The 25595-nt window shown below is 62.1% G+C and carries 24 protein-coding genes; 9 read left to right on the top strand and 15 right to left on the bottom strand.

Translation table 11 applies throughout. The features are described 5' to 3' along the window. Positions 1 to 18: 18 nt before the first annotated feature. Positions 19 to 756, bottom strand: coding sequence for an ABC transporter substrate-binding protein (locus ACIN8IBEIGE_RS00480; RefSeq protein WP_160012926.1), 738 nt, complete (start codon positions 754 to 756; stop codon positions 19 to 21). Between the two features lie 138 nt (positions 757 to 894). On the opposite strand from ACIN8IBEIGE_RS00480, the gene ACIN8IBEIGE_RS00475 reads away from it, so the two are divergent. Both ACIN8IBEIGE_RS00475 and ACIN8IBEIGE_RS00470 read left to right on the top strand, forming a co-directional pair. Continuing rightward, positions 895 to 1461: a GNAT family N-acetyltransferase gene (locus tag ACIN8IBEIGE_RS00475; protein WP_160016268.1), complete on the top strand. Its 567-nt coding sequence runs from the start codon at positions 895 to 897 to the stop codon at positions 1459 to 1461. A 49-nt stretch (positions 1462 to 1510) separates the two neighbouring features. Beyond that, positions 1511 to 2701: an NAD(P)/FAD-dependent oxidoreductase gene (locus ACIN8IBEIGE_RS00470; RefSeq protein WP_372239973.1), complete on the top strand. Its 1191-nt coding sequence runs from the start codon at positions 1511 to 1513 to the stop codon at positions 2699 to 2701. Between the two features lie 4 nt (positions 2702 to 2705). Here the strand turns inward: ACIN8IBEIGE_RS00470 and ACIN8IBEIGE_RS00465 are convergent, their stop codons facing one another. Further along, entirely contained in the window at positions 2706 to 3467 is a 762-nt protein-coding gene (locus tag ACIN8IBEIGE_RS00465; RefSeq protein WP_160012925.1) for an ABC transporter substrate-binding protein, read from the bottom strand. Between the two features lie 185 nt (positions 3468 to 3652). Here ACIN8IBEIGE_RS00465 and yccS point away from each other — a divergent pair, with 185 nt between their 5' ends. Together yccS and ACIN8IBEIGE_RS00455 are read left to right on the top strand one after the other, a co-directional pair. Further along, positions 3653 to 5824: a YccS family putative transporter gene (gene yccS, locus ACIN8IBEIGE_RS00460; protein ID WP_160012924.1), complete on the top strand. Its 2172-nt coding sequence runs from the start codon at positions 3653 to 3655 to the stop codon at positions 5822 to 5824. Further along, complete coding sequence (locus tag ACIN8IBEIGE_RS00455) at positions 5821 to 6303, top strand: GreA/GreB family elongation factor (RefSeq protein WP_160012923.1); 483 nt, start codon at positions 5821 to 5823, stop codon at positions 6301 to 6303. Before yccS ends, ACIN8IBEIGE_RS00455 begins: the two co-directional genes overlap by 4 nt. Here ACIN8IBEIGE_RS00455 and ACIN8IBEIGE_RS00450 read toward each other — a convergent pair. Further along, a complete protein-coding gene (locus tag ACIN8IBEIGE_RS00450) occupies positions 6300 to 7010 on the bottom strand; it encodes an ABC transporter substrate-binding protein (protein ID WP_160012922.1) in 711 nt (236 codons plus the stop codon). The two genes, ACIN8IBEIGE_RS00455 and ACIN8IBEIGE_RS00450, sit on opposite strands and share 4 nt — an antisense overlap. Positions 7011 to 7245: 235 nt before the next feature. On the opposite strand from ACIN8IBEIGE_RS00450, the gene ACIN8IBEIGE_RS00445 reads away from it, so the two are divergent. Then, positions 7246 to 7479 (top strand): DUF2789 domain-containing protein, encoded by a 234-nt coding sequence (locus tag ACIN8IBEIGE_RS00445; RefSeq protein ID WP_160012921.1) that lies wholly within the window; start codon positions 7246 to 7248, stop codon positions 7477 to 7479. Here ACIN8IBEIGE_RS00445 and ACIN8IBEIGE_RS00440 read toward each other — a convergent pair. From ACIN8IBEIGE_RS00440 to ACIN8IBEIGE_RS00430, 3 genes are all read right to left on the bottom strand, one after another. Continuing rightward, the gene (locus tag ACIN8IBEIGE_RS00440) at positions 7462 to 7986 is read right to left on the bottom strand and encodes a YgjP-like metallopeptidase domain-containing protein (protein ID WP_160012920.1); all 525 of its coding nucleotides are present in this window, start codon (positions 7984 to 7986) and stop codon (positions 7462 to 7464) included. The genes ACIN8IBEIGE_RS00445 and ACIN8IBEIGE_RS00440 overlap by 18 nt on opposite strands. A gap of 90 nt (positions 7987 to 8076) precedes the next feature. Further along, positions 8077 to 9177 (bottom strand): PQQ-dependent sugar dehydrogenase, encoded by a 1101-nt coding sequence (locus ACIN8IBEIGE_RS00435; protein WP_160012919.1) that lies wholly within the window; start codon positions 9175 to 9177, stop codon positions 8077 to 8079. Positions 9178 to 9208: 31 nt separating this feature from the next. Further along, complete coding sequence (locus tag ACIN8IBEIGE_RS00430) at positions 9209 to 9664, bottom strand: hypothetical protein (RefSeq protein WP_090380518.1); 456 nt, start codon at positions 9662 to 9664, stop codon at positions 9209 to 9211. Between the two features lie 178 nt (positions 9665 to 9842). Here ACIN8IBEIGE_RS00430 and ACIN8IBEIGE_RS00425 point away from each other — a divergent pair, with 178 nt between their 5' ends. After that, positions 9843 to 10853: a carboxylesterase gene (locus ACIN8IBEIGE_RS00425; protein WP_160012918.1), complete on the top strand. Its 1011-nt coding sequence runs from the start codon at positions 9843 to 9845 to the stop codon at positions 10851 to 10853. A 69-nt stretch (positions 10854 to 10922) separates the two neighbouring features. Here ACIN8IBEIGE_RS00425 and ACIN8IBEIGE_RS00420 read toward each other — a convergent pair whose 3' ends face one another. The 8 genes from ACIN8IBEIGE_RS00420 to ACIN8IBEIGE_RS00385 form a co-directional block, all read right to left on the bottom strand. Continuing rightward, the gene (locus tag ACIN8IBEIGE_RS00420) at positions 10923 to 13409 is read right to left on the bottom strand and encodes a collagenase (protein WP_160012917.1); all 2487 of its coding nucleotides are present in this window, start codon (positions 13407 to 13409) and stop codon (positions 10923 to 10925) included. A gap of 188 nt (positions 13410 to 13597) precedes the next feature. Beyond that, positions 13598 to 14035, bottom strand: coding sequence for a hypothetical protein (locus ACIN8IBEIGE_RS00415; RefSeq protein WP_160012916.1), 438 nt, complete (start codon positions 14033 to 14035; stop codon positions 13598 to 13600). Positions 14036 to 14218: 183 nt separating this feature from the next. After that, a complete protein-coding gene (gene fba, locus ACIN8IBEIGE_RS00410; RefSeq protein WP_090250017.1) occupies positions 14219 to 15283 on the bottom strand; it encodes a class II fructose-bisphosphate aldolase in 1065 nt (354 codons plus the stop codon). A 110-nt stretch (positions 15284 to 15393) separates the two neighbouring features. Next, positions 15394 to 15711: an MliC family protein gene (locus ACIN8IBEIGE_RS00405; protein WP_160016266.1), complete on the bottom strand. Its 318-nt coding sequence runs from the start codon at positions 15709 to 15711 to the stop codon at positions 15394 to 15396. A gap of 29 nt (positions 15712 to 15740) precedes the next feature. After that, positions 15741 to 16904 (bottom strand): phosphoglycerate kinase, encoded by a 1164-nt coding sequence (locus ACIN8IBEIGE_RS00400; protein WP_160012915.1) that lies wholly within the window; start codon positions 16902 to 16904, stop codon positions 15741 to 15743. A gap of 3 nt (positions 16905 to 16907) precedes the next feature. Beyond that, a complete protein-coding gene (gene epd / locus ACIN8IBEIGE_RS00395) occupies positions 16908 to 17963 on the bottom strand; it encodes an erythrose-4-phosphate dehydrogenase (RefSeq protein ID WP_160012914.1) in 1056 nt (351 codons plus the stop codon). Positions 17964 to 18067: 104 nt separating this feature from the next. Next, entirely contained in the window at positions 18068 to 20068 is a 2001-nt protein-coding gene (gene tkt / locus ACIN8IBEIGE_RS00390; protein ID WP_160012913.1) for a transketolase, read from the bottom strand. A 137-nt stretch (positions 20069 to 20205) separates the two neighbouring features. Further along, entirely contained in the window at positions 20206 to 21330 is a 1125-nt protein-coding gene (locus tag ACIN8IBEIGE_RS00385; RefSeq protein ID WP_160012912.1) for a TDT family transporter, read from the bottom strand. Positions 21331 to 21440: 110 nt separating this feature from the next. Here ACIN8IBEIGE_RS00385 and ACIN8IBEIGE_RS00380 point away from each other — a divergent pair, with 110 nt between their 5' ends. The 3 genes from ACIN8IBEIGE_RS00380 to metK are packed head-to-tail and all read left to right on the top strand — an operon-like array spanning position 21441 to position 24617. Then, positions 21441 to 22352, top strand: a complete 912-nt coding sequence (locus ACIN8IBEIGE_RS00380; protein ID WP_160012911.1) for a LysR family transcriptional regulator — start codon at positions 21441 to 21443, stop codon at positions 22350 to 22352. Positions 22353 to 22398: 46 nt separating this feature from the next. Further along, on the top strand, positions 22399 to 23430 hold the full coding sequence (locus ACIN8IBEIGE_RS00375; protein ID WP_160012910.1) for a metalloregulator ArsR/SmtB family transcription factor: 1032 nt from the start codon (positions 22399 to 22401) through the stop codon (positions 23428 to 23430). Then, positions 23427 to 24617, top strand: coding sequence for a methionine adenosyltransferase (gene metK, locus ACIN8IBEIGE_RS00370; RefSeq protein WP_160012909.1), 1191 nt, complete (start codon positions 23427 to 23429; stop codon positions 24615 to 24617). The genes ACIN8IBEIGE_RS00375 and metK overlap by 4 nt, the downstream gene beginning before the upstream one ends. 71 nt (positions 24618 to 24688) lie before the next feature. On the opposite strand, the gene ACIN8IBEIGE_RS00365 is transcribed toward metK, so the two are convergent. Continuing rightward, complete coding sequence (locus ACIN8IBEIGE_RS00365) at positions 24689 to 25552, bottom strand: transporter substrate-binding domain-containing protein (RefSeq protein WP_218579692.1); 864 nt, start codon at positions 25550 to 25552, stop codon at positions 24689 to 24691. Positions 25553 to 25595 lie beyond the last annotated feature (43 nt).

Raw genomic sequence — 25595 nt, 5'->3', positions numbered from 1 at the left:
GGTGCAACAGCGAAGGCTCTAGAGCCCGTGACGCTGAAAGATCTGCGCATAGCTGCCATCGGCGCGCATTTCCTCAATCGCCTTGTTGAAGGCATCGGCAATCTGCTGATGCTGCGGATGTTTGCGACTGACCAGAATATGCAGGCCGTTCTCGCTCAAGGGTTGCGGCAAAAACTCCAACTGATCACGAATCCCGGCCAGGCTACGGCTCAGGTGAAAGCGCGCCACCAGCTCATCTTCCAGGGTCAATTGCACCCGCTGCGCCTGCAGCATGCGCGCGCCCACTTCAAAGCCGACCACGCCGACCTTGGTCAGCCGGCTGTCCTGGTCGAACTCACTGGAATAGGCATAACCGCGCACCACGGCAATGCTGTAGGGGTACAAATCCGGCAACTGGCGGAAATTGATCTGACTACCCTTGCGTTGCAGAAACCGAATGCGGTTGATCAGGTAAGGCTGTGAGTAATGACCAAACACCGCCCGCTCATCGGTGTACCAGGCATTGATCAGCACATCATAGATGTCCTGCTGCAACCCCCGCACCGCGCGCTCCCAAGGTACCTGAGTGTAATTGGTGGTGTAGCCGGCGCGCGTCAGGGCAGTGATCACCAGGTCGGAAGCCACGCCGTTGTTTAGCAGCGACTGGTCATTGAACGGCGGCCAGGGATCGGCCACCAACCGCAAGGTTTCTGCAGCATGACCATGTATAGGTGCCAACAGCACCCACGACAGCAGGCAGGCACGCAGTCCATTCATCAACGGCGGTTCCAGAGAAAGCAGAACCCTAATCCTAGCTGCCACAGCGTTTTTTGACAGCGCCGTCATAGCCGCGAACATGCCGAAAGCTATTCTGTGCAGGCGACAATCCAGCCCGGCAAACAGGAGTTCCGCCACATGGCGCCACAACAATCCCTATGCATTCACAATGCCACACATGCTGATCTAGAGACTTTGCAGCGCATCGGCTGCGATACCTACCGTGAGCATTTCAGTGGAGTCTGGACGCGCGCGGGGATGCAGCGTTTTCTTTCCGATGATTTCTCAAGCGAGAACCTAGCCAGCTCGCTCGCGGCGACGAACCAGCATCTATGGCTGCTGGCCAAGGACGGGGCCGGCAATACTCAGGGCTTTGCCAAACTCAACTGGAACAGCCGCATGCCACTGCATAACGCAGTGGGCGCAGAACTGCAGAAGATCTACCTGCTCAAGTCCGCGGCCGGTAAAGGCTATGGTACGCAGTTGCTGAGGGCTATCTGTGAGCGTGCTGCAGCACGCCAACAACAGCGGCTGTGGCTGGATGTTCTAAAGAGCAATCGAGCAGCACAAGCCTTCTACTCACGCTTCGGTTTCCATGCCTGTGGCGAAATCCCATTCAGCACTGACCTGTTCGAAATCGGCATGCAGGTAATGACCTACGACCTCACGTCCCGGCCGCAAGCGCACCCGACAACTTGCAGTTAAGATGCGCGCTGTTTTGCGCCAGCCTTGGCGCGTGTCGCAGGTTGAGGAAATGGCTGTGCTTACACCCCAGGTCGTGATTATTGGCGCCGGAGCCGCCGGGCTTATGTGCGCATTGACGGCTGCCGCGCGCGGCCGTCAGGTGCTGTTGCTGGATCACGCCAACAAGGCCGGCAAGAAGATCCTGATGTCCGGTGGCGGACGCTGCAATTTCACCAATATGTACTGCGAGCCGGGCAACTTTCTCTCGGAAAACTCGCACTTCTGCAAATCCGCTCTGGCGCGCTACACCCAGTGGGACTTTATCGGCCTAGTGGCCAAGCACGGCGTGCCCTACCACGAGAAGAAACTCGGCCAGCTGTTCTGCGATAACAAGGCCAGCGACATCCTCGGCCTGTTGCTCAACGAGTGCGATGAAGCCGGCGTGACGCTGCGCCTGGATACATCGGTCAGCGAGATTAGCAAACTGGACAGCGGCTACCAGCTGCAAACCAGCGTAGGCTTGGTGCGCTGCGAGTCACTGGTGATCGCCACCGGTGGCCTGTCGATCCCGACCCTCGGCGCCAGCGGTTTTGGCTATCAGGTGGCCAAGCAGTTCGGTCATACCCTACTGCCGACCCGCGCCGGCCTGGTGCCATTTACCATCACCGATCCGCAACTCAAAGCGCTGTGCAGCGAGCTGTCCGGCACCTCGGTGGAAGACTGTGTGGTGAGCTGCAATGGGCAGAGCTTCAAGGAAAACATCCTGTTTACCCACCGCGGCCTGAGTGGCCCGGCGATTCTGCAGATTTCTTCATTCTGGCAACCGGGCGAGGCCATCAGCATCAACCTGCTGCCGCATATCGACCTGCCCGAATGGCTGGCCGAGCAGCAACGCGAACGCCCCAACAGCGAGCTGAAAACCCTGCTCGCTGAACTGTTTACCAAGAAGATGGCAGGGCTTTTGGCGGACAACTGGTTCGCCTCCAAACCGCTGAAGCAGTACACCCACGCCGAACTCAAGGCGATTGCCGAGCAGCTTGGTGACTGGCAACTGGTGCCAGCCGGCACCGAGGGCTATCGCACCGCCGAGGTCACGCTGGGCGGTGTGGATACCCGCGAAGTATCGTCAAAGACCATGGAGTCGCTGAAATCGCCTGGGCTGTATTTTGTTGGCGAAGTGCTGGATGTGACGGGGCATCTGGGCGGCTTCAACTTCCAGTGGGCCTGGGCGTCCGGTTACGCAGCGGCACAATACGTCTGAAACGTCAAAGCTCCGGCCCCGGCGTCAGCGGCGGCAAGGGCTCGCCTGGTAGCCATTTCTGGTGGATCGCGGCAAAACTGCCATCGTTCTTCATGCCATCCAGCTCGCGCTGCCAGCGGGTAATCAGGGCGTCGTCGGTATCGTGTGAAAAAGCGACATAGCTGTCGCTGTGGACAAACTCGAAGAGCAGCTGTACCTCATTCATCTGGATATCGCCCTGCGCCAGCAGCGTGCTGATCGTCAGGTTGTCCAGCACCATCAGCTTGACCCGCCCGAGCTTGAGCATGCGTACCACCTGCGCCGGCCCGGTGACTGGCGTCAGGTTAGTGAAGCCAAGCGCCTGCAGGCGCTGATGGCTATACCAATCACGTGGCACGGCAATCTCACCGTACTCACGCGCCTCATCCAGGCTCTTGATCGAGAGAAACGAACTGCGCAGGGCATAGAAGCTGGCGACGCTGCGGGTAATCGGGCCGACCCACTTGAACAACGCCTCGCGCTCACGGGTACGCATGGTCACGAACAATCCGGTATTGGGGCGGGTCAATGCCTGCTGATAGCCCCGCGCCCAAGGCACCACACTAATCGGCGCGTTCTGCCCGGTGCGTCGCATGATCGCTTGCACCACTTCGGTGGCCAGCCCCGCCGGCTTGCCGTCTTCACTGAAGTTGATCGGTGGGTATTCCTCGGTGTACAGCCGCAGCGGCTGGGCCTGCAATACCCTGCACGACAGACAGACAAGCAGCAATACGAGCAATCCACGCATACAGGTGTACAACACGGCAGATGCCTCGCGAATGAGCGGATAGCTTCAGCGTAGCCCGACCACCGAGGTTCACACCACCCCATCGATCGGCGCCACATTTTAATCAGCCGGAGCACCGTTGCCGCTGCCAAGTCGGCACAGACTCCGTTAGGCTGCTACCTGTTACGGTTGATCAAGGTCGGGCCATGCCGTCCACTGCGCTGCGCCACTCGTTTCGTCGCCTCTGGGCCCAGGACAAATTCAGCTACAGCCTGCGGGTGTTTATCGCCCTCAGCGGGGCGCTGCTGCTGTGCTGGTCGCAGGGCTGGATGCATGCGCTGATTCCACTGTTTCTCGGCGTCATCGCCAGCGCCCTGGCGGAAACCGACGACAGCTGGCAGGGCCGCCTGGTGGCGCTGCTGGTCACCCTCGGCTGCTTCAGCGTAGCGGCCTATGCGGTGGAGTTTCTGTTCCCCTCCCCCTGGCTGTTTGTCTGCGCCCTGGCGTTGTCGAGCTTTGCCCTGACCATGCTCGGCGCACTCGGCGAACGCTACGCCACCCTCGGCGCGGCCACGCTGATTCTTGCGGTCTACAGCATGATCGGCGTGGAGCAACGCGGCGGCGCGGCGGGCCTCTGGCAGGAGCCATTGCTGCTGGTGGCGGGCGCGGCCTGGTACGGCCTGCTGTCGGTGCTGTGGAATGCGCTGTTCGCCAACCAGCCGGTGCAGCACAGTCTGGCGCGGCTGTTTCGCGAGCTGGGCCAGTACCTCAAGCTCAAGGCGGCGTTGTTCGAACCACTGCGTCAGCTGGACGTGGAAGAGCGCCGCCTGGCCCTGGCCAAACAGAACGGTCGCGTGGTGGCGGCGCTGAATGCGGCCAAGGAAATCATCCTGCACCGGGTCGGCAACGGCCGGCCGGGGCCGAAAGTCAGCCGCTACCTGAAACTGTACTTTCTCGCCCAGGACATTCACGAGCGCGCCAGCTCCTCGCACTACCCCTACAACGAGCTGGCCGAGGCGTTCTTCCACAGCGATGTGCTGTTCCGCTGCCAGCGCCTGCTACGCCTGCACGGCGAAGCCTGTCAGCGTCTGGCACAGGCCATCGAACTGCGCCAGCCGTTCGAGTACCGCGAACTGTGCCGCCAGGCGCTGGACGATCTGCACGATTCCCTCGAACACCTGCGCGTGCAGAGCAACCCCGCCTGGCGTCATCTATTGCGCTCGCTCGGCGCCCTGGCTGGCAACCTGCGCAGCCTGGATGCGCTGCTGGGCAACGCCAGCAACCCCGACGCCATGGCGGAGCAGCAGGACAGCAGCCTGCTCGACCGCGAACCGCAGTCACTCAAGGATGTCTGGGAACGCCTGCGCCTGCAGCTGACGCCGACCTCATTGCTGTTCCGCCATGCCCTGCGCCTGTCACTGGCGCTGGCCGCCGGGTACGGCATGCTGCACTGGATTCACCCGACGCAGGGCTACTGGATTCTGCTGACCACGCTGTTCGTCTGCCAGCCAAACTACGGCGCGACCCGGCTCAAGCTGGTGCAGCGCATCAGCGGCACCGTGCTCGGCCTGTTGCTCGGCTGGGCGCTGTTCGACCTGTTCCCCAACCCGCTGGTGCAGGCGCTGTTTGCAGTGGTCGCCGGGGTGGTGTTCTTTGCCCTGCGCAGCAACCGTTACACCTTGGCCACGGCCGCCATCACCCTGCTGGTGCTGTTCTGCTTCAACCAGGTCGGCGATGGTTACGGGCTGTTTATTCCGCGCCTGGTCGACACCCTGCTCGGTAGCCTGATCGCAGGCCTGGCCGTTTTGCTGATCCTGCCGGACTGGCAGGGCCGGCGCCTGAATCGCCTGCTCGCCAGCACCCTGAGCTGCAACAGCCGCTACCTGCAGCAGATCATCGCCCAGTACGCCAGCGGCAAGCGCGACGACCTGGCCTATCGCCTGGCGCGGCGCAATGCGCACAACGCCGACGCCACGCTGTCGACCACCCTGGGCAATATGCTGATGGAACCGGGGCATTTTCGTAAGGAAGCGGATATCGGCTTCCGCTTTCTGGTGCTCTCCCACACCCTCCTGAGTTACCTCTCGGGCCTTGGCGCACACCGTGGTGAAACCAGCCTGAGTGGCAGCGACAACCCGCTGCTGGCCAGCGCCAGCCAGTTGGCCGCGAGCCTGGAAGAGATTGCCAGCTGCCTCAATGAGGAGCGCACGGTGGCCATCCACAGTGACGCCGAAGAGCAGCTGGCAGCCGCGCTTGAACGCCTCAGCGACGACCTGGATGACTCGCAGCGGCTGGTACAAACCCAGCTGGCGCTGATCTGCCGCCAGCTCGGGCCACTGCGCACCCTGGCGGCGCATCTACTGAAGAAGCAAACATGAACAAAGCCCAGCTGCTGCAACAGGTAATCGCCCGCCTCGAAGATGATCTGCTGCAGGCCCAGCAGGCGGCGTTGACCGCCTATGAAGCGGCGACCCATGAAGAAAATATCGCCGAAAACAAATACGACACCCTCGGCCTGGAAGCGTCCTACCTGGCTACAGGGCAGGCCCGTCGCGCCGCCGCCATTCGTCAGACCCTGGCCAACTGGAAGCAGCTGGTATTACGCACTTTTGACCCACTACTGGGCATCCAGCTCGGCGCACTGATTGAGTTGAGCGACGATGAAGATCGCCGCCAATGCCTGTTCCTCGGCCCGGACGGCGCGGCGATGAAACTGCTGCAGGATGGCCAGGCCGTGCAGGTGATTGGCCCGCAAGCACCTCTCGGGCAGATCCTGTTTGGCAAGAGCGTCGGCGACGAAGTGACCCTGCGCTTGGCAAGTGGCGTACAGCTGTTGGAAATTGTGCGAGTCGTTTAAGGAATTTCCACCTGCCAGTCGGCAGCCAACTGCGCCAGCCGACCCTGTTCAATCATCTGCTGCAGCGCCCGATCGAACTCCTCACGCAAAGGCCGGTAACGCTCATCACGGGGGAAGGCGAAGTAGCCGTCCTGCAGGTCGATCGGCGTTGCTAGCTGCTCAAGCTTGTCAGCCAGCCCCAACGCCGAAAGCACCGGCTGGGTATTGCGCTGATTGCTGGCCAGAAGATCCAGGCGGCCGGCGACGAGCATCTTCAGGCCATTCTCGACCCGCTCCACGGTGACCAACTCGAGCTGCTCGCGCCGGCTGTCGAAATGCGCACCATAGGCCCAGGCACGTACCACCCCGATGCGCCGACCGAGCAACTGCTGATAGTCGCCGCGCCAGCGCAACACGCTGCCGCGTTGGCAGTAGAAGACGATGTGGTCGCGGTAAAAAGGCCGAGCAGAGAAGGCAAAGAGCTGCTCACGCGCGGCGTTCTTATAGGGCCCGATAAGGATATCGCCCTCCCCGCGCGCCACCATGTGCTGCGCGCGAGCCCAGGGATGCAATTCGAAGCGAACCTGGTAGCCCAACGGCTCCAGTGCCTGACGCAACACGCTGGTGGCGAGGCCGCTATGGCCGCTGCCGTGCTGCTCGAATACGCCGGGGAAATTGCTGCCGACGGCCAACAACTCGCGCGCCGCCAGAGGCGCGATCAGCAGCACGCAGCAACATGCCAGCGACAGCCTGCGCAGAAAACTCGAACACATGGGGGGAGTGGCCTCAGCCATGGGATGGCGGTATCTGCCAGCCTAGCAGGTCAGCCCCGATGCACGCAGCAATGCCCAGGCCCGTTTGGTAAAACACCAGCATGCAGCGGTTCGAGTGCCTGCCTGTCGATAAAGCTGCTATCACTTGATAGTCAGTGTATTCCTTCGCCATCCAACCTCAGGAGCCCCCATGCAAGCACATACCCACAGCCTGCCGTCACTGTTCAAACAACTTGGCCTGGACCATGACCAGGCCAGCATCGACCGTTTTATCAAACAGCACTCGCCTTTACCGGAAGGCTGCCGGTTGGCCGACGCGCCGTTCTGGGACAAGGCGCAAGCAGCCTTTCTGTGCGAAGAGATTCTTGAAGATGCTGACTGGGCCGAGGTGGTCGACCAGCTCAACCTACTGCTGCGGGGCTGACAGCGCGCCGGCAGAGCCCGGCAGTTCGCGCCAGGTCAGGTACACCCGCAGGTCGAACTCCAGCTGGTGATAGCCTGGCAGCATGTACTCACAAAGCTTGTAGAAGGCCTTGTTGTGCTCGGCCTCTTTCAGGTGCGCCAGCTCGTGCACCACGATCATCTGCAGAAACTCCGGCGCGGCCTCACGGAACAATGAAGCCACGCGGATTTCCTTCTTCGCCTTGAGCTTGCCGCCCTGCACCCGCGAAATCGCCGTGTGCAGACCAAGGGCACGGTGGGTCAGATCGAGGCGATTGTCGTAGAGCACCTTGTCGATGGCCGGGGCATTGCGCAGGTGCTCCTGCTTGAGCCCCTGGATATAGGCGTACAGCGCCTTGTCACTCTGAATCGCGTGCTTGCCGCTGTAGGAACGCGCCAGATAATCACCCAGGCGCTGCTCGGCAATCAGCTGGCGAATCTTGTCTTGCAGCTGGGCCGGGTAACCTTGCAGGTATTTAAGAGGGGTCATGGTCGAATGGCGTGGGCACGATAAGGCCGTGGATTATGCCGCAAGCCGCACGCAACGGGGTGCGGCTTATAGCGCCATTCGGCGGCGCGGTTACTGGCTCGGCAGCACCCGTAGCAGGCGACCATCAGCACTGTCGGTGAGCAAATACAGCGCGCCATCCGGGCCAGCGCGCACGTCGCGAATACGCTCCTCGAGTTCCTCGAACAGTATTTCTTCACCCGCCAGCTTGCCGTCCTGCAGACGAATGCGACGCACGCTGCGTTCGGCCAGGGTCGAAGCAAACAGGTCACCCTGCCACTCGGGGAACAATGCACCGCGGTACTGGGTCAGGCTCGACGGTGCGACCGAGGGCGTCCATTGCAGCAAGGGCTGCTGCAAGCCGGGCAGCTCGGTGTAGGGCGAAATCTGCGCACCGGTGTAATCCACACCGAAGGTGATCAGCGGCCAGCCATAGTTGTTACCGGGCTCGATCAGGTTCAGCTCGTCGCCTCCGCGTGGGCCGTGCTCATGACTGTATAGACGCTGCAATGCGGCGTCATAGACGATGCCCTGCACGTTGCGATGGCCCAGGCTGTAGATCTCCGCCGCCGCGCCGGCCTGGCCCACCAGCGGGTTGTCCTTGGGAATACTGCCATCACGGTTGAGACGCACGATCTTGCCAAGGTGGTTGCTCGGATCCTGGGCCTGCTCGCGCCAGTCGAAACCATCTCCCAGGGTCAGCACCAAGCTTTTGTCCGGCAGCCAGGCCATGCGCCCACCGTAATGCGCGGCACCGGACTTGGCCGGCTGTGCGCTGAACAGCACCTGCACGTCCTGCAGCTGGCCATCGACCAGCCGCGCCTTGCTCAGACGGGTGTTGTTGGCCTGGGCAGTGCCGTAGGCGTAACTCAGATAAAGCTGCTGATTGCTGGCGAACTCAGGGTCAAGCAGCACCTCCATCAGCCCGGCCTGGGCCGCGACAAACCCCTCGGGCACTCCGCCGACAGGTTGCGGGTTCAGACTGCCGTCCGGCTCGATGATGCGCAGGCGACCGACTCGTTCGGTGACCAGCATGCGGCCATCCGGCAGGAAGGCCAGCGACCAGGGATGCTCCAGGCCTGCGGTCACGGTTTCGATGCGGTAATCCATGGCGTGCGCCAGGCTGCTGCCAAGCAGACCAAGCAACAACAGGGCGCGGGACGTATTCAACATGGTTCGGGCCTTTTGCTTGCAGAGGGATAAATCAGGATTGCGCAGGCGATGAGCGCCGCACCAGCACAGCAAATAACAGCGCGCCCAGGCTGCCGCAGGCCATCAGCCCGAGGGTGCCGGCCAGGCTGCGGTTGGCGCCGATCAGCGTCGGCATCGGCAGCAGCGCATTGGCCAGCGCCATCGCCGCCAGCACCGCAATGGCTCCGGCCAGGATAAACAGCAGCCAGCGCCCCATTGGCCAGACACGCGCCAGCAGGCTAGCCGCCGGCAAGGCGAAGGTAAAACCGAGGATCACCAGCACCGCGAAGGTCGGGCTAAAGCCCAGCAGGTCGAGGCAGGTAGTCTGCACCCGGACGCCAAGCGGCATGGGCGCGCCAAGAGCCTGCAGGTTGGCCAGATTGAACTGGGTCTGCAGCACAGTGCCCATCACACTCGCCAGCAGCACAGCCAGAAAGAAGTACAACAGAGTGCGCAATTTGCTTGGCATGCAGACAGATATCCAGAGACGACGGTGGCCCGAGTATGGACCAGCGCGCCGCGCTGCATGTGGCCGGTGTTTTACATGGTTTTACCAAGCCCACAAATGGGCGATAGGCGCAATCACAGCGCTGTAGCAGAATGCCAGCAGCCATCCTGCCGACAACAACCCATACAAGAACCGCACGATGAAAAAAGCCCTGCCCTTCTGCGCACTGACTCTGGCGTTGCTAGCCGTAGCATTCAGCCTCGGCCCCGTACCGACAGTCGATACGCAACTCACGCCGATCCAGCTGCCTGCTGACCTCGACCGATATCTGGCCGAGACAGAAGCGCGCTACCCGGACATCACTCCCGGCGCGGAAAAGACCATCGTCTGGGCCCATCCAGATCAGCGCCAGACCGATCTTGCGATCATCTACCTCCACGGCTACTCGGCTACCCGGCAGGAAACTGCGCCGCTTAGCAACCAGTTGGCCAAGCAACTGGGCGCCAACCTGTTCTACACCCGCCTTAACGGTCACGGCCGCAGTGGCGCCGCGATGGCCGAAGCGAGCGTGCACGACTGGCTGCAGGACAGTCAGGAGGCCCTGCAGATCGGCCAGCGTTTGGGTAAACAGGTGCTGGTGATCGGCACCTCGACCGGCGCTACCCTGGCCACTTGGCTGGCCTTGCAAGGCGATAACCCGCAGGTGCTGGCCTATATCATGGTGTCGCCGAACTTTGCCCCGAAAGACCCGGCCGCCACTGTGCTCACCTGGCCCTGGGCCACGCACTTTGTGCCCTTGCTGCTGGGCCCGGAACATCAGTGGCAGCCGCGCAACGCCGAACAGGCGCGTTTCTGGACTCACCGCTACCCGGTACAGGCGCTGCTGCCGATGATGGCGCTGGTGAAATACGTACGCGAGCAGCCGCTGGAGCAGATCAGCGCGCCAATTCTCACTATTTATTCAGCGGACGATCAGGTAGTCAGCCCAGACGAAATCAAGACCGTATTTACCCGCCTCGGCTCGGCGCACAAGCAACTGATCGCCCTCGAGGATACCCAGGATCCGTCACACCACGTGCTGGCCGGCGACATCCTTTCGCCAAGAGACACCGCACGGGTAAGCCTGGCGATCATGCAGTTCCTAAAAGCCTTGCCGAGTGCGGCGCCATTACCGGCGCACAATGCGGCCCTGCTGCAACCAAGCCCATAAAAAATGCCCGTATCCAAGGATACGGGCATGCGTTACCGATCAAACCATAGGTCTTATGCCAGCTGCGCTTCAGTCACGCGGTGGGCGGGCCAAGCTGGCACGCGTGTCCAGCTGACGCTGATGCGCCGTGGCATGCTCAGGCATATCCTGCACGTCACTCAGCTGCGCGGCACTGCGCGGTTGCTGCTGCCAGCTGGCAAGTAGCTGGTCGCGCCACTGCGGATACTGGGCGCCATGCGACCGATTCAGCTCATCCAGCGCCAACCGATAAGCAGCCAGGTCATTGCGGCGCAGGTGCGCAGCCAGTGCCAGATGGCGTGCTGGGTCGCGCTCCTGCAGGTAGCGATGCAGGGTGTAGGACCAGTGATAGACCATGCTGCTGCCACTCTCGTAACTCAGTTTGGTGATGGCCTCGAGGCTCGGACGCTGAGCGGCTGCCACTCGACTGATGTCATTCATGCCACGCTCGAAGTGGCTTCCCCAGGCCAGGTATTCCGCCAACCCTTCTGCCCACCAGGTGGTCAGATTCAATGGATAGTGGCCAAAGGCGCCGTATTGATTGAAGCGACCGTCCAGGTAGTGGACGTACTCATGATTCAGGTTCCATACCTGCCCCGCCTGCACATACGCGAAGAAACGTGGCTGATTACCCGCCAGCCACGGGCTACCTTCCAGGTACATGCCGCCATTGTCGGTGCTGAAGCCATACAGCAGCCCACCGAACTTCTGGTACTGCTCGCGACTGGAGAAGATCACCAACTCCAACGTCGCATTGAGGTCATCGGCTACCGGCGTCCAGTTGGTCTGCATGATGCGATGGAAGTCCTGCTCCTGCTTGCCCAGGCTCTGACAGATTTCCAGCATTTGCGCCTGGCTCAATGGCTGCGAGCGCACCTTAAGCGTGGGACCGCAAACGTGCGTTTGTGGCAACACCTGAGCAATTTCAAACTTGTAGCACAGCCCGTTGAACAGGCTGCTACAGGCACCGTCGACATCTGCGCGGTAGGCGTAGTCCACGTAATAACTGCGGAAGTTGCTCTTCAGCTCCAGATCATCCAGCACCCCTTGCCCAAGGTGCGCCTGCATCACCTGGCGCACGGCACGGTTGCTGCCCTCGCGCCAGACGCCATCACTCAACTGAGCAAGTTTGCCCAAGGCCTCAATCGCGTTCATCACGATAAAGCCATCGCGATTGAGCCACAGCGCATTGCGGCTGCTGGCCAGTTCGGCGATGGCATCGGCAAAGCGGTTGTCCTGGATCAAGGCACTGCGCAATGCGCCTTCAGCCCAGCCAAAACGGTCAAACAGGTTCAGGGTTTCGAATACCGCATCACCGTAACTGCGCTCCTTGCTCAGCTGTGCGGTGTTGCTGAAATGCTGCAATAGCGACTGCAAGCGCGGCAGGTGCCGCACGATGCTGGCACTGGATTGCGGCGTGGCCATCAGCGCACCCAGACCGACAACATAACCCTCTATCACTTGCCCGGAAGCTTTCTGGTAGGTCAGCAACTCACGCATGTTCGCTACCTGGAACAGGGCGTGTTCCAGCATGCTCAACTGCGCCGGCGTGGCCTTGCTGAAACCCAGGAAGTAGTTATAGGCACGCACGTAGTACAGAAGCTTGTTCAGGTCAGGGTCCTGAATCTGTTGCTGGCGGGCCAGAAAGTCGATGGAAGCCAATACCGCCTCCAGACGACCAGCCTTGGCATGCTGGAAATGCTCGACGAAGAACTCGTTATCCAGCACCTCACGGACCATTGGCGAGAAATCCGCTTTAGTCCGCAGCAAGGGGTCCAGCGGCGGCAGCGTTGGCTGCACCGGTGGTTGCGGTACAACAGGCGGCTCTATAGGGGGTTGCACTGGTGGTGTAACGGGAGGCGTAACAGGCGGTTGCGCGGCGCTACGCAGTTCCAGGCGAACCTTGGTAATGCCGGAGTGGGCACGCTTGCTGTCCCTGATCTGGTAGCTGAAGCTGTCCTGGGCGCTCTGGTCACGGTAGGCCCGATAGCTATAGCGGCCGGTTTTACCATCCAGCTTGAGGCTACCCAAGCGTGGGTAATCAATGATGCTGAACGTCAGCGGATCGCGGTCCGCATCGCGGCCCAGCAAAGTCGCTTCAAACAGCGTACCCGCGTTCACCGCCAGAACCTGACTGGTAGCCTCTGGCGCACGGTTACCGGCCCCGCCGTCGGCAGGCAACAGGTTAAGTTGCACCACAGCAGGTGCCGACCAGCTCTTGCCATCGGTGGCGCGGTATTCAAACTCGTCGTAATGGCCAGTAGCGTTGGCCGTCGGCTGATACTCATAACGCCCAGTGTTCCAGTCCAGCTGGATACGGCCGTACTTGGGCTGCTTGGTAATCGCAAAAGTGATCCGGTCGCCTTCTGCATCGCGTGCCCAGATCCAGCTGGCATTCACTTTGCCAGCTGCGATGTGCTCACTGTGGCCACGCACTTCAGGGGCCTGGTTGACCTCAGCAACCGCCGCGCTCAGCGGGGTCAAAGCCAGGGCTAGCGCGCAGACGTGCAGGTCTCTTCTGATTATTTTTCTGAACATAGCGTCATCATCTTGATGAATAGTAAGGGGCGCGGATTCTATCTACCCCCCTACTGCGAAGACGCTAATCACCGCACGTTGCCTGCAACTTAGCCGGCTTTTACCAGTTAAATCCCGAATTTGCGCAGCTGATCGCAACTCAACTGCCAACTCGTTCGTACCGTAACCCTTGAGGCATCTGCCTCGGGTTACTTCGCTTTGTTGACACAAGGCTGGGCATCAGCATGAAACTCACAGGGTTGCCCACGCAAATAACTGCGGTAAACCTGCAAGAGCTGCACGGCCGTCAGGCGACAAGCCGTTGTCCGGCACTGCGCATTGAAGGCAAAGGCGCTCCGCTCGGCTTCGGCCAGGCGGATATACAACGCCGGCCAGTCGCTGACCGGCGCATCGGCCGGGGTAAACAGCAACCGCCCCTCACGCTGCACCAGCGGCGCGCCGGCTGCGGCGTAGTCGAAGATGAACAGCAGCGTGCGCGACAGCTTGATGGTGCACTCCGCGCGAGTAAGGCATTGCTGCGGATCACTCGGCACAACCACTGGCGCAGTCGGCTCGTTCACCGGCGGCTGGCTGGCACAGCCGGCCAATGCAGCGAGTGCGCCTAACAACGCAATCAACCTCGTCATAGCATCCTCCGAATAACAAAAAGCCCCGCATCGGCGGGGCTCTAAGTACAAACTACGCACGATCTTGCGAGCTAGAGTCCTGCAAGGCAAAAACAGGCGAGGAAGCGGAGTGTACTGTTGTACATGAGCATTCCGAGCCTGTTTTTAACCCAGCAGGGCCGACGCGCAGCTGATCGTCTGGAGTTAGTTGACCTTGGCGGCCAGCTCACCCTTGGCATAACGCTGGAACATGCCTTCCAGGGAGATCGGTTTGATCTTCGAGGCATTACCGGCAGTGCCGAAGGCTTCGTAACGGGCGATGCAGATATCGCGCATGGCGGTGACGGTGGCGCCGAAGAATTTGCGCGGGTCGAACTCGCTTGGGTTCTCGGCCATCAGGCGGCGCATGGCACCGGTAGACGCCAAACGCAGGTCGGTGTCGATGTTGACCTTGCGCACGCCGTACTTGATGCCTTCGACGATTTCTTCAACCGGTACGCCGTAGGTTTCTTTAATGTCGCCGCCGTACTGGTTGATGATCGCCAGCCACTCTTGCGGAACAGAAGAGGAACCGTGCATCACCAGGTGGGTGTTGGGGATGCGCTTGTGGATTTCCTTGATGCGGTCGATGGCGAGGATGTCACCGGTCGGCGGCTTGGTGAACTTGTAGGCACCGTGGCTGGTGCCGATGGCGATGGCCAGGGCATCGACCTGGGTGCGCTTGACGAAGTCGGCGGCTTCTTCCGGATCGGTCAGCATCTGGCTGTGATCCAGCACGCCTTCGGCACCAACGCCGTCTTCTTCGCCGGCCATACCGGTTTCCAGGCTGCCCAGGCAACCCAGCTCACCTTCCACGGAAACGCCGCAGGCGTGGGCAAACGCCACGGTCTGCTGGGTCACGCGGACGTTGTAGTCGTAGTCGGCCGGGGTTTTGCCGTCTTCTTTCAGCGAGCCGTCCATCATCACCGAGCTGAAGCCCAGCTGGATCGAGCGCTGGCAGACGTCCGGGCTGGTGCCGTGGTCCTGGTGCATGCACACCGGGATATGCGGGAATTCTTCGATAGCCGCCAGGATCAGGTGGCGCAGGAACGGCGCACCAGCGTATTTGCGGGCACCGGCAGACGCCTGGACGATCACCGGGGAGTCGGTCTTGTCGGCCGCTTCCATGATCGCGCGCATCTGCTCGAGGTTGTTGACGTTGAAGGCCGGCACGCCGTAGCCGAATTCGGCGGCGTGGTCGAGCATCTGGCGCATGCTGATAAGTGCCATGGTGTTCTTTCTCCCGGTGGGGCTCGTTAATCGTGCAAGCCTGCCGCAGGGGCAGGCGCTATTCAAGTCATTAAGACCGGGGGTGAACCCGGCCTGTGTTCAAGTCGTTGTCAGGGTGCCTTGCAGCCACGGCCGATCAGGTCATCCTTGGCCGTCCAGTAGACCAGCCCTTCTTCGCCCTTGATATGAAAGGACAACAGGCCGTCGCTGTACAACGCACCCGAGCCGGCAGGCTCCTGGGTCAGGCGATAGACGATATCGCCACCGCCCAAACGCACATCAACGGACTCACGGCTGCTGTCGGCAAAACGCCAGAGCACTTCGGTTTGGCTGTCGCACACCCAGCGCGTCCAGTTATCCGACGGTGCCGGCTGACTGGCGCAGGCGCCAAGCAGGCTGAGCAACGTCAGCAGGGTAATCCGCTTCATCATCGGGGCTCGCTCCATGATCAGGCTGCTTATGCCTTAGCGCGTTGTTCCAGCACTTCAACAGCCGGCAATACCTTGCCCTCGACGAACTCGAGGAAGGCGCCGCCACCAGTGGAGATATAGCTGATCTGAGCGCCAACACTGTATTTGTCGATGGCCGCCAGGGTGTCACCGCCACCGGCGATGGAGAACGCCTGGCTTTCGGCAATGGCCTGGGCCAGCACCTTGGTGCCGTTGCCGAACTGGTCGAACTCGAACACCCCGACCGGGCCGTTCCACAGGATGGTCTTCGAGGATTTCAGCAACTCAGCAAACTGCGCAGCGGTCTGCGGGCCGATATCCAGAATCATGTCGTCTTCAGCCACATCAGCCACCAGCTTGACGGTGGCTTCGGCGTCTTCAGCGAAGGCTTTGGCGACGACCACGTCAACCGGCAGCGGCACGCTGACCTTGGCGGCGATGGCCTTGGCGGTGTCGACCAGATCCGCTTCGTACAGCGACTTGCCCACCGGCAGGCCGGCAGCGGCGAGGAAGGTGTTGGCAATACCGCCACCGACGATCAGCGAATCGCAGATATCGGCCAGGGAGTTGAGCACATCCAGCTTGGTCGACACCTTGGAGCCGGCGACGATGGCCAGCATCGGACGGGCCGGTGCACCCAGCGCCTTGCCCAGGGCTTCCAGCTCGGCCGCCAGCAGCGGGCCGGCGCAGGCGACCTTGGCGAACTTGGCCACGCCATGGGTCGAACCTTCAGCGCGGTGAGCGGTACCGAAGGCATCCATGACGAACACGTCGCACAAGGCGGCGTATTGCTGGGCCAGCTCGTCGGCGTTTTTCTTCTCGCCCTTGTTGAAGCGCACGTTCTCGAACAGCACGATCTCGCCGGCTTTCACCTCGACGCCGCCCAGGTAGTCCTTGACCAGCGGTACGTCGCGGCCCAGCGCCTTGCTCAGGTAAGCCGCGACCGGCGCCAGGCTGTTCTCTTCGCTGAACTCGCCTTCGGTCGGACGCCCCAGGTGCGAGCAGACCATGACCGCTGCGCCCTTCTCCAAAGCCAGTTTGATGGTCGGCAGGGAGGCGAGGATGCGCGCGTCGCTCTTCACCGCGCCGTCTTTTACCGGCACGTTGAGGTCTTCGCGGATCAGCACGCGCTTACCGGCGAGGTCGAGGTCGGTCATCTTCAGAACGGTCATATATCAGTCCTTCACGGGGGCTGGAGTAGTCAGGGAGAGAAAGTGTTCGGCGACATCGAGCATGCGGTTGGCAAACCCCCACTCGTTGTCGAACCAGGCCAGCAGGTTGACCAGACGCGGCCCGGAGACGCGGGTCTGGCTGCCGTCGACGATGGCCGAGTGCGGGTCATGGTTGAAGTCGCAACTGGCGTGCGGCAGTTCGGTGTAGGCCAGCAAGCCCTTGAGCGGGCCGCTTTCCGCGGCCTGACGCAACACGCGGTTGATCTCCTCGGTTGAGGTATCACGCGCGGTCTGCAGGGTGATGTCCAGGCACGACACGTTCACCGTCGGCACACGAATGGCTTTGGCCTGGATACGCCCGCTGAGTTCCGGCAGCAGACGCTCAATACCGCGGGCCAGACCGGTGGACACGGGAATCACCGACTGGAAGGCCGAGCGCGTGCGACGCAGGTCTTCGTGGTGGTAGGCGTCGATCACCGGCTGGTCGTTCATCGCCGAGTGGATGGTGGTGATCGACACATAGTCAATGCCCACCGTCTCATTCAGCAGCTTGAGCAGCGGCACACCGCAGTTGGTGGTGCAGGAGGCGTTGGACACCAGTAACTCGGTGCCACTCAGGCAATCCTGATTGACCCCATAAACCACCGTGGCGTCGATATCGGCCTCACTGGCCATCGGCTGTGACAGCAGCACTCGCGGCGCGCCAGCCGCAATAAAGCGCTGCGCCTCGTTGCGGCTGGTGTACTGACCGGAGCACTCGAGCAACAGGTCGATATCCAGCGCGGCCCAGTCGATGGCTTCCGGGCTGGCCTGACGCAGTACTTTTACGCAGTCGCCATTGATATGCAGGCAATCACCATCGACCCTCACCTCACCGGGAAAACGCCCGTGAGTGGAGTCGAAACGGGTCAGGTATTCGATGCTGGCCTGATCGGCCAGATCGTTCAGCGCAACAATTTCCAACCGCGCTCCCGCACCGCGCTCATGCAACGCGCGCAGCACGCAGCGGCCGATACGGCCGTAACCGTTGAGGGCAATTCGATAGGGGCGCTTGGACATAGGAGGTCTCGGATGAGCCGTAGGGAGGATCGCGCTTTATCGATCCACCGTCTGAGTGACGGTGGATGAAAAGAGCGTCATCCACCCTACTGCGTCGTTCTCACTCAGGCGTCGAGCAGCTCGGCGGCGGTTTCCAGGATGTTTTCGACGGTAAAGCCGAACTCCTCGAACAGCGCCGGAGCCGGGGCCGACTCACCGAAGGTGGTCATGCCGATGATGCGACCTTCCAGACCCACGTACTTGTACCAGTAGTCGGCATGCGAGGCTTCGATGGCGATACGCGCGCTGACCTGCAGCGGCAGCACGGCCTGCTTGTAGCCGGCGTCCTGCTGGTCGAACACGCTGGTCGATGGCATCGACACGACGCGCACCTTGCGGCCCTGCTCTTCCAGCTTGGCAGCCGCCTGCATGGCCAGACCGATTTCCGAACCGGTGGCGATCAGGATCAGCTCCGGCTCGCTGGCGCAGTCTTTCAGCACATAGCCACCGCGGGCGACATCCGCCAGCTGCTGAGCATCGCGGCTCTGGTGCGGCAGGTTCTGCCGACTGAAGATCAGCGCGCTCGGGCCGTCGTTGCGCTCAATGGCGTATTTCCAGGCCACGGCAGACTCAACGGCGTCGCATGGGCGCCAGGTGTCGAGGTTCGGCGTGCCGCGCAGGCTGGCCAGCTGCTCGATTGGCTGGTGAGTCGGGCCGTCTTCGCCCAGACCAATGGAGTCGTGGGTGAATACATAGAGCACACGTTGTTTCATCAGCGCCGACATGCGCACCGCGTTGCGCGCGTATTCCATAAAGATCAGGAAGGTCGCGCCGTACGGCACGAAGCCGCCGTGCAGGGCGACGCCGTTCATGATCGCGCTCATGCCGAACTCACGCACACCGTAGAACATATAGTTGCCGGATGCGTCGTCAGCCGACACACCCTTGCAGCCTTTCCACAGGGTCAGGTTGGAACCGGCGAGGTCAGCCGAACCACCGAGGAACTCCGGCAACAGCGGGCCAAAGGCGTTCAGCGCGTTCTGGCTGGCCTTGCGGCTGGCAATGGTTTCGCCCTTCTCGGCGACTTCCTTGATATAAGCAGCGGCTTTCTCGGCGAAATCAGCCGGCAGCTCACCGCTGATACGGCGGGTAAATTCGCTGGCCAGCTCTGGGTTGGCGGCGGCGTAAGCAGCGAACTTGTCGTTCCAGGCTGCTTCGGCAGCGGCACCGGCTTGCTTGGCGTCCCACTCGGCGTAGATATCCGCCGGGATTTCGAACGGGCCATGGTTCCAGCCCAGAGTGGCGCGGGTCAGGGCGATTTCATCGTTGCCCAGCGGTGCACCGTGACACTCTTCCTTGCCCTGCTTGTTCGGCGAACCGAAACCGATGGTGGTCTTGCAGCAGATCAGGGTCGGACGGTCGCTGGTCTTGCGCGCGGTCTCGATGGCCATCTTGATTTCATCGGCGTCGTGGCCGTCGACATTGCGGATCACCTGCCAGCCGTAGGCTTCGAAGCGCGCCGGGGTGTCGTCGGTGAACCAGCCTTCGACTTCGCCGTCGATGGAGATGCCGTTGTCGTCATAGAACGCCACCAGCTTGCCCAGGCCCAGAGTGCCGGCCAGCGAGCAGACTTCGTGGCTGATGCCTTCCATCATGCAGCCGTCGCCGAGGAAGGCGTAGGTGAAGTGGTCAACGATCTGGTGGCCGTCACGGTTGAACTGCGCGCCCAGTACTTTCTCGGCAATGGCGAAACCGACGGCGTTGGCGATGCCCTGGCCGAGCGGGCCAGTGGTGGTTTCCACGCCTGGGGTGTAGCCGTATTCCGGGTGGCCCGGGGTGCGGCTGTGCAACTGGCGGAAGTTTTTCAGGTCTTCGATGCCCAGGTCGTAGCCGGTCAGGTGCAGCAGCGAGTAGATCAGCATCGAGCCGTGGCCGTTGGACAGCACAAAGCGGTCACGGTCGGCGAAGTTCGGGTTGCTTGGGTTGTGCTTGAGGAAGTCACGCCACAGCACCTCGGCAATATCCGCCATGCCCATCGGGGCACCGGGGTGGCCGCTGTTGGCTTTCTGCACGGCATCCATGCTGAGGGCACGAATGGCATTGGCTCGCTCACGACGGCTGGGCATCACTGAATCTCCTGCGGGGGCTGCTTGGGCAACTGAGGGTCGAAAAAGGCGGCCATTTTCGCCCAGCGGCGCCATGGGGGCAATCACAGATGGTCGTTAACCCCAGACAATCAGCGATTAGCCCCCGGCCAGCCGCCTCAAATCGATGCTTGCGTGGCCAGACAGGGGGCGCGAAACAGCTCACCGTGCCACAAACCGTGCAGCGTACGGCGCATCACCAGCACCCAGACCAGCACCAGCTTGGCTGCCAGCAGCAGGCCCACCCAGGTGAAGAAGGCCAGGCCGGTCATCTGCTGCAGGGCAAAGGTGGCCAGGGTGAATACCCCCAGCGGGAAGGTGAACCCCCACCAGCCCAGGTTAAAGGGCAGCTCACGGCGCAGGTAGTGCTGGGTAAACAGACTGGCCGCCACCAGCCACCACAGCCCTGCACCCCACAGCGCCAACCCACCGACCAGGCCCAGCTGCTGCGCCATCTCGGCCGCACCCTGCAAGGCCGTCCCCTGCCAGGCCAGCGGCGCCGCCTGCCCCAGGCTGATCAGGCCCAGGCAACCGGTGGCCAGCGGCCCCAGTGGCAGCCAGCTGCTGGCGGCAAAGTCCATATCCGGCAACTTGTGCAGGGCCAAGCGCAGCAGCACCAGGGCGATCAGGGCAAACGCCAGGCTCAGCGACAAGCCCCACAGCACATAGCCCAGACTGAGCAGCAATTGCGCCGACTCCGCTGCCAGGTGCGGCGCCAAGGCGGCCGCGCCGCTGGCCACCACCTCAGGGGCGACAATCGGCAGCAGCCAAACGCCGGTCAGGGTTTCCAGCACATGCTTCTGCCGGGTGAACATCAAATAGGGCACGCCGAGCGCAGCGCCCAGGGCCAAGACCAGCGCCAGCCACCACAAGCCATGGGCCAGCGTCACAAGGGCGGCGCCATGCAGCGGCACGGCAAACAGCAGCAAGCCGTTGATCACCTGCACCAGCCCCATGGGGATCGCCCCCAGAAACATCGACTGCACCGGGTGATCGAGCATCGGCCACAGCGTGTCGCGAAACAGCAGCAGGCGCGCGGCAAACAGCACACTGAACAGACCGAACAGCAACACCGTAAGCCACCACAGGCCTTCGGCCAGCAGCATCTGCCCAGGGAAAGACAGTGGCAGCTTGGCCACCACCTGGGCCAGCACGCCGGTGCCCATGGTCATGGCGAACCAGCTGGGGGTGAATTGACGAACAAAAGCCAGCGGTTCATGCAAACGGGTAAAGGGGCGCAACATCACGGCATTCCTCACAGACAATCGCCACGAGCGATCCATGACTGGGAGATTAGGCAGACGCGTGCTATAGGTAAAATACATATAAAAGATACAAGACATACCTTCTATTTATGAATCTGCACCACCTCAAAGTCTTTCTCGCCATCGCCCAGACCGGCAGCATCAGCGCCGGGGCCGCCCGCCTGTTTATCAGCCAGCCTGCGGTGACCCGCGAGATCCGCGAGCTGGAAGCACGCCTGCGCCTGCCGCTGTTTGATCGACAAAGCCGTGGCGTGACCCTCACCGCCGCCGGGCAACGCCTGCTGCCTTATGCCGAGCGCATCTTTGCCCTTGAGCAGGCCGCCGAGCGCGACCTGCAAGCCTTCGCCAACCTCGGTTGCGGCGAACTGCATCTGGGCGCCAGCGCTACCCTCGGCAGCTACCTGTTGCCAGCGCTGATTGCGGCCTTTCATCAGCAGTACCCCGACCTGCAACTGAGCCTGCAGATCGACAACACCGCAGCCTGCCTGCAACAACTGGAAGACAACGCCATCACCCTGGCCTTTATTGAGGGGCCATTCACCGCGGAGCAGTTCAATCACCGCCACCTGGGCACGGATGCGTTGCTGCCCGTCGCCAGCCCCAAGCATCCGCTGGCCAAGCAGGCGAGCGTCAGCCCGGTTGAACTGGCCGACGCCGCCCTGCTGATCCGCGAGCAGGGATCCGGCACCCGCGCCAGCCTGGAGCAGGCCTACCAGGCGCTCGGCCTGCAACCTCGTATCGCCATGGCTCTGGGCAATAGCGAGGCACTGAAACGCAGCCTGCTGGCCGGCCAGACCGTGGCCTGGATTTCCGAACTGGCAGTGCAGCAGGAGCTGCGCAGCGGACAGCTGCGCCACCTGCCCGTCCGCGACCTGCAGATCAGTCGCGACCTGCATGCCGTCTGGCGCCGTGAACACAGCCTGAGTCCGGCCGCTAATGCACTGCTGGAGCAGGTGGAACAGGCGCTAAGCACCAGCAAGGGCAATATCAAAACTTTTTGATATTGCCCTTGCTGGATAAAAAATGACCGACTAGACTTCCCGACCTATGAATATGCGCGCCGCCCATCTGACCTTCGAGCCTGTCGATGCCCTCGCTGCCCTGTGCAAGGCCAGCGGCGATGCGCTGCGCCTGAATATTCTGCGCGCCCTGGCCAACGACTCGTTCGGCGTACTGGAGCTGGCGCAGATCTTCGCCACCGGTCAATCCGGCATCAGCCACCACCTCAAGGTACTGGCCCAGGCTGGCCTGGTGGCCACCCGCCGCGAAGGCAATGCGATCTTCTACCGCCGCGCCCTGGCGCAGAGCGAACAGCTCGGCAGCCGCCTGCACAATGCCCTGCTCGAAGAAATCGACAGCCTGCAATTGCCGGCCGAGGTGCAAGGGCGGATTGCCGAAGTGCATGGCCAACGCGCCGCCGCCAGCCAGGAATTCTTCGCCCGTACGGCAGCGAGCTTCCAGGCTCAGCAGGACCTGATCGCCGGCCTGCCACAGTACCGCGACAGCGTACTGGCGCTGCTCGACTCCCTGGAGTTTGCCGACGCAGCCTGCGCGGTGGAGGTCGGCCCTGGCGATGGCGGCTTTCTCCCGGAATTGGCGCAGCGCTTCCAGCAGGTGCTAGCACTGGATAACAGCGCGGCGATGCTTGAGCTGGCCCGCCAACGCTGCACCGAGGAAGGCCTGCACAATGTTCAGCTGCAACTGGCCGACGCCCTGCAAGACGATTACCCGGCCGCCGACTGCCTGGTGCTGAACATGGTGCTGCACCACTTCGCCGCCCCGGCCGAGGCGCTTAAGCAGCTGGCGCAACGCGTGAAACCCGGCGGTAGCCTGCTGATCACCGAACTGTGCAGCCACAACCAGAGCTGGGCCCGCGAGGCCTGCGGCGACCTGTGGCTGGGCTTCGAACAGGACGACCTGGCGCGCTGGGCCGCCGCTGCGGGCCTCAACATCTGCGAAAGCCTCTATGTGGGCTTGCGCAACGGCTTCCAGATTCAGGTGCGGCACTTTGCCAAACCTTCAATAACTCACGGCCTCCGGGCTGCAATTACCGGTCACCAACAGGAACCCGCACGATGAGCGAATACTCCCTCTTTACCTCCGAGTCCGTATCCGAAGGCCATCCGGACAAAATCGCCGACCAGATTTCCGATGCGGTGCTGGACGCCATCATCACCCAGGACAAACACGCCCGCGTGGCCGTGGAAACCCTGGTCAAGACCGGCGTAGCCATCGTCGCCGGCGAAGTCACCACCAGCGCCTGGGTCGACCTGGAACAGATCGTCCGCGACGTGATCTGCGACATCGGCTACACCAGCTCCGACGTCGGCTTCGACGGTGCCACCTGCGGCGTGATGAACATCATTGGCAAGCAGTCCCCGGACATCAACCAGGGCGTCGACCGCGCCAAGCCGGAAGACCAGGGCGCCGGCGACCAAGGCTTGATGTTCGGCTACGCCAGCAACGAAACCGACGTGCTGATGCCCGCTCCGATCCGCTTCTCCCACGCGCTGGTGCAGCGTCAGGCCGAAGCGCGCAAGTCCGGCCTGCTGCCGTGGTTGCGCCCGGACGCCAAGAGCCAGGTCACCTGCCAGTATGAAAACGGCAAAGTGGTCGGCATCGACGCCGTGGTGCTGTCCACCCAGCACAACCCGGAAGTATCGCTGAGCGATCTGCGTGAAGGCGTGATGGAGCTGATCATCAAGCACGCCCTGCCAGCCGAACTGCTGCACAAGGACACCCAGTTCCATATCAACCCAACCGGCAACTTTGTGATCGGCGGCCCAGTGGGCGACTGCGGCCTGACCGGTCGCAAGATCATCGTCGACAGCTACGGCGGCATGGCCCGTCACGGCGGTGGCGCATTCTCCGGCAAGGACCCGTCCAAGGTTGACCGTTCCGCCGCTTACGCCGGTCGTTACGTGGCGAAGAACATCGTTGCTGCCGGCCTGGCCGACCGCTGCGAGATCCAGGTGTCCTACGCCATCGGCGTGGCCCTGCCGACCTCCATCTCGATCAACACCTTCGGCACCCACAAGATCGCCGAAGACAAGATCATCAAGCTGGTGCGTGAAGTCTTCGACCTGCGTCCGTACGCCATCACCAAGATGCTCGACCTGCTGCACCCGATGTACCAGGAGACAGCCGCCTACGGTCACTTCGGCCGTACGCCGCAGCAGAAGACCGTCGGCGACGACACCTTCAGCACCTTTACCTGGGAGAAGACCGACAAGGTCGCCGACCTGCGCGCCGCTGCCGGCCTGTAAGCCCAGCCTCGGCTGCATAAAAAACCCGCTACGGCGGGTTTTTTATTGCGTTCAACTGCCGGTTCTCTGCACTAGGGCATCGGCGTAAACCAATAGGCGGCATTATCGAAAGGATGGTTGGAAGAGAGGTGGGGATTGGCAATTCTCAATGTGCGCCGACTATCCAGGCCAAGTTGCTGGATGGTGGTCGCATATTCCTCGGTAAACAACCGATCCAGAGTGCCATCGGCAATCAGCGCGAGCATGCCCTCCTCGACACGCTGCGCCCGTAGCCGTCCCTCATCGGTGCGGGCAAACCAGAAGTACACCGGCAGCGGGTAATACAGCAGCAGCTCGCGTTCGATGGCCATCTGCGGGTATTGCTTGCGCCAATGTGCCAGCTCACCACCAACCTCACTGACACCCCGACCAAAGGCATCGAAACGCCGCAGCATCAGCATATGGAACAGGCCTTCATAGCTGCTGCCAGTGACCACCGGTAGACCAGCCGCCTGGTACACCGCCACATCGGACCATTCACGCTGCTGGCCAAAGCGCAGCTGGCGAAGCTGTTCAAGTGACCGCACGCCGGTAAAACGCGGCTGATCCTCGGCCTGAATCAGAAAGACCCGATAACCGAGCAACCCCTTATCGACCGGGATTTTCACCGGTTGCAGGGCCTGCTCCAGAGTCTGCGTGGCATCCAGCACCAGGGTATTGAGTCCACCATGCGCGCGCTGCATCTCAACCACCTGCAGCTTCTCGCTCATCGGCGGGCCGGGTTCAAGCCGATAGTCGCCATACTTGCTGCGAGTCACCTCCAGCGCCGCACGCAATACACGCCAGTGATAGGCATAACGCTGGTCACCCTCCGTCTCCGGTGCGTTGTGCACAAACCGCCACGGCGACACCACATCATCAGCGGCACGCACCACGCCAAAAGGCGCAAAACCCATGGCACACAGGCATAAACACACCCGACTAAACCGCTGCAAACCC

Source organism: Pseudomonas sp. 8BK (assembly GCF_902506475.1).
GTDB classification, from domain to species: domain Bacteria; phylum Pseudomonadota; class Gammaproteobacteria; order Pseudomonadales; family Pseudomonadaceae; genus Aquipseudomonas; species Aquipseudomonas anguilliseptica.
Note: the sequence above shows the minus strand (reverse complement) of the source record. Positions and strands in the feature narration are given on the sequence as shown.